Consider the following 7799-nt stretch of genomic DNA (forward strand, 5'->3'; position numbering starts at 1 on the left):
CCTCTGACAGTTAACTATTTATCCGCCGCGTTTTTCATCAGAGTATAACAGGAAGGAAAAATGAACTGGTATGCTGCCACATCTTCTCAACAACCTGAAAAATTCCGTCAGGTCTATTCTTCTTCGACACTAAAAAATATTTCTGACAGCTGTAACCTCTGCCCACAGCTGATCACACCGGATAATTTCGGCCAGTATCAGGAGAAGTTACGACATATTGAAGTCATTTTTTCTACCTGGGGAATGATCCCTTTAACAGAAGAGCAGCTGGATGCTCTTCCCGCGTTAAAAGTTGTCTTTTATGCGGCAGGAGCAACCGAATATTTTGCCCCCCCTCTTTTATCAAGAGGGATAAAAATTGTCAGCGCATGGAAAGCCAATGCGGTTCCGGTCGCGGAATTTTGCCTTGCGCAAATCCTGCTGGGATGCAAGGGGTATTTCAGAAATCAACGGGAATATTCAGGTCCAGATAAATTTGAAAGTCTGTCTCTTCATCATCCCGCACCCGGTGTTTATCAGGAAAAAGTGGCATTAATCGGTGCCGGGGCCATTTCGCAATTGTTACAACAGTTATTAACTCCCTTTAGCCTTGAGATTATTGTCGTCCCTTCCCGGGAAGAAAAACGCCTTATCAGTCTGGAGCAGGCGTTTTCCTCTGCTTTTGTCATCAGTAACCATCTGCCCAACCGACCGGACAACAGAGGCGTTCTGGATGGGAATTTATTTCATCTCATGCGTCCAGGTGCGGTGTTTATTAATACTGGCAGAGGAATGCAGGTCAATGAAGAAGAACTGATTGCCGTTCTGCAGCAGCGCCCGGATCTGACGGCGCTGCTCGATGTGACCAAACCTGAACCTCCATCATCGGGTTCATTACTCTATACCCTGCCTAACGTCCGGTTAACCAGCCATATTGCCGGTGCCTTGAATAATGAAACCCGGCTCCTTGCAGATTGTGTGTTTGAGGAATTTCAACGCTGGCTGAACGGGGATGAATTACTGTATGAAGCACATAAAAAAATGTGATGAAAATCTTGTTTAGTGTTCATGAATTTATTATTCAGAATAGTAAATCGCGATATTTTTAGTTATCTGTCGAAATAGCCTCACACACAATAACGCAACCCATTACAATCCTTGATATTTATATTATGGCACAGGAATTGCTCTAGTAAACATGTCTTTTGTTTCGTAGCGAAACAGTGGCGAAAAACATCTAAAGCCCTGAAGGAATAAAAATGAAAAAATTACACGCAATTTTTATCGGATTACCATTATCCTGTTTAACCCTCAACGCAATGGCTGCTGCAACCTGGGTCGACAATCGTTATGCCCATACCTGGGGACCGGAAAAAAACCAGTATAAAATCGGTGGAGGTCATATTTTTGATAATGGCGCCGGTATTCTGGTCTCATCAATGTATGATATCGGAACAACGAATGAATATCTCGGAAGGCAGCTAAAAAGTACCTTTCAGGAGTATGAGGGATGGTACCCTATAAAATTAAATGATCAGTGGTCAGTTACAACAGGTGGATTAACCGATATTGACAGTAATGGTTCCTCAGTATCACCTTATATGAGTCTGGATTATAAAATGAACAGCGTACTCAGTTTCAGTACCCGCTATCGTTATAATCATATGACCCGAAAAAGCGCCGATCTTAACGGGGACATGAATTACAACGATGCTCACCAGATTGATTTATTCCTTAATTACCAGGCAACGGATAAACTCTGGCTGCAGCTTAACCCTGAGTTTTTCATTAATACTAACGAGTTCCATGCCGCTAACGGTAAAAAAACACACTGGGAACCCAGTATCGTTGCCCGCTATCGCATTAACCAGCACTGGATGCCCTATACTGAACTAGCCTGGCTTGATAAGGATCAGAACAGAGACGACCAGGTCCGCCTGCGTGTGGGCGTCCGCTATTATTTCCAGTAATCTTCACTAAAAACAGGGCAGCTTTGCTGCCCTTATGATTAACGCTCTGTAACAGAGTATGTTGAACAGACGAGCGTTCCCTCACCACCCGTTATTTTTCCACGGGCATAGAGTCCCATCCTGGCGCCAATCCATTTCCCGGCGCTGGCTGAAAAACAGGGTTCAATCGATTGCCATTCACCATCCGGTAAACGCCAGCCAAATTGCACAATTCCGTCCAGTCTCATCTCATAACCCAGTTCAATATACTGTTGCACGATATCCGGGAGCGTGACGACTGGCAGTAACGTTTCATTCAGCTCACCCTTGTCATTTATCCAGCCATGGCGATAGACCAGCTGCCGTTTATCTGCGAACTGACATACCGAGAGCGCCGCAAAGCGCTGGCCATAAATAACAAGCCCCCCTTCATCGCCAGCCAGTAACAGTGATAATTCGAATCGTGCTGTCACGTTAAATTTTTCCGCTGGTAGCTTTTGCAACAGCAGCTGGGGCAGATGGTAAACGCTGGTTTTCTCCTCAACCGGAATACAGCGTAAATGTACGCCCTCCCCTCCATATGTTAACCAGCTGGCCTGGGGGTTTGCCTGCCATTGCCACTGAAGCCCTGGAAGACCCTTCGGAAAATCATCGCTGGCCTGTAACTGACAGGGAGTCAGCGGGAGCGTCGGCAGGCGGAATTGCTGAACGGGCTGCCCTGCCCCATAGTCATCCTGATTTTCACCGACAGTTGGCCACCCGTCAGCCGTCCAGCACAGTGGCTGGAGATGAACAATCCGGCCATAAACGCCTTTATCCTGGAAATGGAAAAACCAGTTTTCTCCATTATCAAGCTCAACCCACGCCCCTTGGTGGGGACCATTAATGGGTGAGCCCCCCTGGCGAAGGATGTCACGCGCCTGCCAGGGGCCATATAGTGAACTGGCCTTCAAAACAGTCTGCCAGCCACGCTTTACTCCCCCTGCGGGAGCAAATATCCAGTATTCATTATTACGTTTATATAACTTTGGCCCTTCCAGTGTCGGATGCGAGGGGGAACCGTCAAAAATGACGCGCCCCTTATCCAGAAGGCAGGATGCATCCGGCGCCATTTCGGTGAGCTGCAGCTTATTTTTAATACCGCTTCGGCTGAATGCAAATGCATTCACCAGCCATGCGCGTCCATCATCATCCCAGAAAGGACAGGGATCTATCCATCCCGGAGCAGCTTTCAGGCAATGAGGCTCACTCCATTCCCCCAGAGGATCACGGGTATGAGTAACAAAGATACCTTCATCAGGGAGGCTATAAAAAACCCAGAACTGGTTATCATGAAAACGAATGGCTGGCGCCCAGATCCCCTTCCCCGGTTGCGGAGAGTCGTACTCAGGAGAAGGGAGCCGCTTAACGATATAATTGACAATCTGCCAGTGGACCAGATCGCATGAGTGCAGCAGAGGTAACCCCGGGACCTGATTAAAGCTGGATGATACCATCCAGAAATTATCCCCGGTTCGGATCACATCGGGATCGGCGTAATCCGCATGTATGACAGGATTCTGGTAAAGCAATGGCATAATTTTCACCTTCAGTTGTCGACAGAAGGTTTTTCTGCAAGATTCACGCCAGCAACAAAAAAGGCTTAAAATATATAAAGATAGAATATCAATATCGAAAGAATTCGGTTTTTAGACACTGAGCCCATCATCTGTCCATACGACATCATTCAGTCGTATGGACAGATGATGCCCCATAACCTGGCAGGCTTGTTTCTAGTGTTGAATCACAGTGTCACACCGGTTATCGCTCTTCGGCCAGCGTAAACCTGTAGTAGATATGCCGGGCCTGTCGGTAGACCCGTTCGCGATCGTCAGTCAGTATCAACGCCAGATTAAACGCAAAATCAAACGCAACTCCCAGTCCCTGGCCACTTATCAGATTGCCATCTCTGACTACAGGAGCATCAACATATACGCCATCGGTAACTCCTTCGAAAAGCGTGCCGGAACATACGTAATTTCTGCCTTTAAGTAGTCCGTTGGGAGCCAGAACTTTTGCAGCAGCAGAGCAAATTGGACAGATCAGCTTCCCGGCCCGATCGTGCCGGTCAATAAACGGGATGACAGTCGGGTTTTCAGCAAGACTTACTGTCGCCTGCGGCCCACCCGGAATGATTACCGCATCAAAAATCTCATCAATGTTGTCGCTTAGAGGTATATCCGCACGAACAGCAACATTATGGTAGCTGTTCGTATATTCATCACTGCCACAAGACAGAGTTGTTACTTTTACTCCGAGTCGTTCAAGAATGTCGAGTATAATGATGGCTTCAGCCTCCTCGAAACCTGGAGCCAGTAATAACGCAGCATGTTTTGACACAATGGATCTCTCTTATATTCAAAAATCGTTAACTATCAGTAAACAAACCAGGTAGCAACTTCCTGTGAACCTGGAATATCAACAACTTAACAAAAACAGGACCATAGATAACTGATTTGTCAATGCATTTCAGAAATACAATGATTAGCAAAGAACATGCCATGAATAAATTAATCATTGAATATCAATAAGATGAAATATCTTATCGACACTCATAATCCAATTCATCCGACAGTTGATATTAGTGTCGATTTGAATCAACTCCTTAAACATGTTGCTATCGCCAGGTATCCATTTTTCGATAACAAAAGCAGCATCATCACAATTATTAGCCAGGGTCACCCTCGACTGCCCACACCACCGCTGACATATTCTGTCCTCATAACGAGGCCTGTTCGCAGGCCTCCGGACTGACGCCTCTCAAGTGGGGGGGCCGCCGGGCCCGATTGTAAAACACGTGAATGTAATAGAAGATATCATCCCGTGCCAGACCCCGTTTTTTTATCTCGTGATGATATAATCAAAATAGTAACGAAGAAGGATCTATGGAATATCATCGCTATGTACTTTATGTCTAACTCATATCGACTTGTAGAAAATCATTATTTATCCAGCTATGAATTAAATGTAGCGACCCGAGTTTTAAATCGGTTCAACCTGCATTTAACAGAACAAACTCACGTTCGCAGATCGCTGCCCCAGAATAATCTGAACTGAAATCTACGGTTGTTGAGTTCCTATAGACGCTCGTTTCCTGGATGACTCGCCCACGTCTGATAATTCAAATCGAGACGTGGTGGCTAACTAAGGCGTGATTAATAAAATGGTGAATCATTAATGCCGGGGGATCGTTAACTGGGGGAACGATTTCTGTGCCAAACCACAAAGGGTTGGCTGGACAAATTGATCCGCAGATATATGTCGGGATACCGGAAAAAACCCCAGCTATCGGTCGATGCACGTGTCCGGTTGCGATGGCAATGGGCGGACGAGAACTATTTTGTAAAAGCTCGCCAAGCTGGGCGCGATCATTGCACATGATGCGATCCATAGCAGGAATACCGCTTTGGATTATGTGATGGTGTAAAAAGAGCATAGAGGGAGCGGCATCTTCATGCGATAAGCTTTTTTCTAACCACGCAAGATGATTACCCACTGCGCCCTCAGACGATCCCTGGATCGTAGTATCTAATCCGATAAGGCGCAGTTCGCCCATATCTGCAACAAAATGAAGACCTTCTGCGAAGGGCGTTTCGGACCAAAAGCGTTCGCCCCATACGCTACGCATTAGTAGCTTATTATCAGCGTTACCGGGCAGGATAAAGGTCGGAAAACGTTGGATATTTAGACGAGAATGAATTGCTTCATAGCCTTCCAACCAGCTGTTATCGATCAGATCGCCGGTGAGAACCAAAGCGTCCGGCTCAACCGCATCGAGCCATTTTAGCGCGCTATCAAATCGGCTGAGGTTGCTATTATCCGGGCCTGCGTGAATATCTGAAATTTGAGCAATTATCATTTAAGTCTCCTGATATAGAAAACTAAAAAGCGACCGCATTCGACGGTCACCGGAACCCGGCGCTAAGCCACCGCGCTCCTGTCGCCGCGAGCCCACACGCGGGCGCGATATGACTATTGATTCGCGCACCATCTCCGTCAGCGCGCTCATAGCATGCAGGAACCCTCGCCCTTTCCGGTTTTGCTGCGGATTAATCCTATTTAATCCGTATGGCGAGAGGAAGCTTAAGGTCCTCCATAAAATATTCACATTTATGCTTTGAAATTAGCCTCCTGGATGTTGAGGAGTTTTTATGAAAAAAATTGTGCTTTTAGTTTTTGTGCTCTGCGGGGCGATGTCTCTTTCCGGATGTATTCTTCCGCCTGGGGGACCGGGTGGCGGACCTGGCGGCGGGCCGGGCGGCGGACACTTTCATGGGCCAGGCCTGCGTTGATACCTTAATCAATAAGTCATCGGTCAATCCACTGACCGGCAATTAATGAGGCGCGGTACAGATCGAGCAGCGGTCAAATCGGCTGCTATTAAACTCAATCGGTCGAAAGATTTTTGCAGAATTTTCGGCAAGATGAATTTCACGCAATAAGCCGGGCTCCACGCCCGGCTCTCTTTTGCCTGACCAAATCGCCTACTCACTCAGCCCGCGGTTTTTTAGCATCGGCTCAATCTTAGGATCGTGCCCGCGCCACTGGCGATAAAGTTCAGCTAAATCCGTACTGTTGCCGCGCGACAGAATCGCCTCGCGGAAGCGCTGACCGTTTTCACGGGTCAGGCCGCCCTGCTCAACAAACCACCGGTAGCCGTCGTCCGCCAGCATCTGCGTCCACAGATAGGCGTAATAGCCCGCGGCATAGCCGCCGCCGAAAATATGCGAAAAATAGCTGCTGCGATAGCGCGGCGGTACGGCGGCAAGATCGCACTTCTCCGCGCGCAGGGCCGCAGTTTCAAAGGCGTCCACGTCCTGCGGAAGCTCCGCCGACGACAGGCTATGCCAGTGCATATCCAGCATCGCCGCCGCCAGCAGCTCGCTCATGTCGTAGCCTTTATTAAACTTCGCTGCCCGGTACATGCTCTCGCGCAGCGCGTCGGGCATCGCCTCCCCGGTTTGATAATGACGCGCGTAGCGGGCAAACACCTGCGGCTCGCTGGCCCAGTGCTCAAAGATTTGCGACGGAAACTCGACAAAATCACGCGGGGTATTGGTTCCCGACAGGCTGGCATAGCGCTGGCTGGCGAACAGCCCGTGCAGCGCGTGGCCGAATTCGTGGAATAAGGTGATGGTTTCATCCCACGACAGCAGCGCGCTGCGGCCCGAGCCGGGCTTTTGATAGTTGCAGACGTTGTAGATAACCGGCTGCTGCCGCAGCTCCGTGGACTGCTCAACGAATACGTCCATCCACGCGCCGCCGCTTTTTGAATCTCGCGCGTAATAGTCGCCGTAAAATAACGCCATTCCGGCGCCGTTAGCGTCGAAAATTTCCCACACCCGCACGTCCGGATGATAGACAGGAATGTCGAAACGTTCGACGAAGCGCAGGCCAAACAGCTGCGATGCGGTCCAGAATACGCCGTCCAGCAGCACGCGATCGAGCGCAAAATAGGGTTTTAGCTGCGCCTCATCGATAGCGAACCTGGCGCGCCGCACCTGCTCCGCATAGTACGGCCAGTCCCAGGCGGCGGCGGTGAAATCCTCGCCTTCATCATCAATAACCTGCTGAATATCCGCCAGCTCCTGCTCCGCCCTTGCTCGTGCGGCCGGAGCAATTCGGCGCATAAACTCAAAGGCCTGGGCAGGCGTGCCCGCCATCTGATCGGCCATTGACCAGCTGGCGTAGTCAGCCGCCCCCAGCAGCTCCGCTTTCTGCGCCCGGATCGCCACCAGCTGCAGCAGCAGCTCGCGGGTATCGTTATCATCGCCCTTCTGATTACGCGTCCTGGCGGCGGGCCGGGCGGCGGACACTTTCATGGGCCAGGCC

The 7799-nt window shown here is 49.4% G+C and carries 6 protein-coding genes; 2 read left to right on the top strand and 4 right to left on the bottom strand.

Annotation, left to right across the window (positions count from 1 at the left end; all coding sequences use genetic code 11):
• The first annotated feature begins 60 nt into the window (after positions 1–60).
• Entirely contained in the window at positions 61–1026 is a 966-nt protein-coding gene (locus PFH44_RS22605; protein WP_283826217.1) for a hydroxyacid dehydrogenase, read from the top strand.
• Positions 1027–1238: 212 nt separating this feature from the next.
• Complete coding sequence (locus PFH44_RS22610; RefSeq protein WP_045858358.1) at positions 1239–1949, top strand: oligogalacturonate-specific porin KdgM family protein; 711 nt, start codon at positions 1239–1241, stop codon at positions 1947–1949.
• A 38-nt stretch (positions 1950–1987) separates the two neighbouring features.
• On the opposite strand, the gene PFH44_RS22615 is transcribed toward PFH44_RS22610, so the two are convergent.
• The 4 genes from PFH44_RS22615 to PFH44_RS22635 form a co-directional block, all read right to left on the bottom strand.
• Positions 1988–3508 (bottom strand): glycoside hydrolase family 43 protein, encoded by a 1521-nt coding sequence (locus PFH44_RS22615; RefSeq protein WP_406627090.1) that lies wholly within the window; start codon positions 3506–3508, stop codon positions 1988–1990.
• A gap of 220 nt (positions 3509–3728) precedes the next feature.
• On the bottom strand, positions 3729–4307 hold the full coding sequence (locus PFH44_RS22620) for a DJ-1/PfpI family protein (RefSeq protein WP_072051867.1): 579 nt from the start codon (positions 4305–4307) through the stop codon (positions 3729–3731).
• Between the two features lie 781 nt (positions 4308–5088).
• Positions 5089–5826 carry a metallophosphoesterase gene (locus tag PFH44_RS22630; protein WP_283826218.1) on the bottom strand — a complete coding sequence of 246 codons (738 nt, stop codon included), beginning with the start codon at positions 5824–5826 and terminating at the stop codon, positions 5089–5091.
• A gap of 625 nt (positions 5827–6451) precedes the next feature.
• On the bottom strand, positions 6452–7799 hold a 1348-nt coding region (locus tag PFH44_RS22635), incomplete at its 5' end, for a M3 family metallopeptidase (RefSeq protein WP_283826219.1).

Source organism: Klebsiella sp. Ech2A, assembly GCF_030078455.1.
Lineage (GTDB): Bacteria > Pseudomonadota > Gammaproteobacteria > Enterobacterales > Enterobacteriaceae > Klebsiella > Klebsiella terrigena.

Bases quoted from the DNA above. Each gene is read 5' to 3' on its own strand.
- PFH44_RS22605 (WP_283826217.1), top strand. From the start codon at position 61: ATGAACTGGTATGCTGCCACATCTTCTCAACAACCTGAAAAATTCCGT.
- PFH44_RS22610 (WP_045858358.1), top strand. From the start codon at position 1,239: ATGAAAAAATTACACGCAATTTTTATCGGATTACCATTATCCTGTTTA.
- PFH44_RS22630 (WP_283826218.1), bottom strand. From the start codon at position 5,826: ATGATAATTGCTCAAATTTCAGATATTCACGCAGGCCCGGATAATAGC.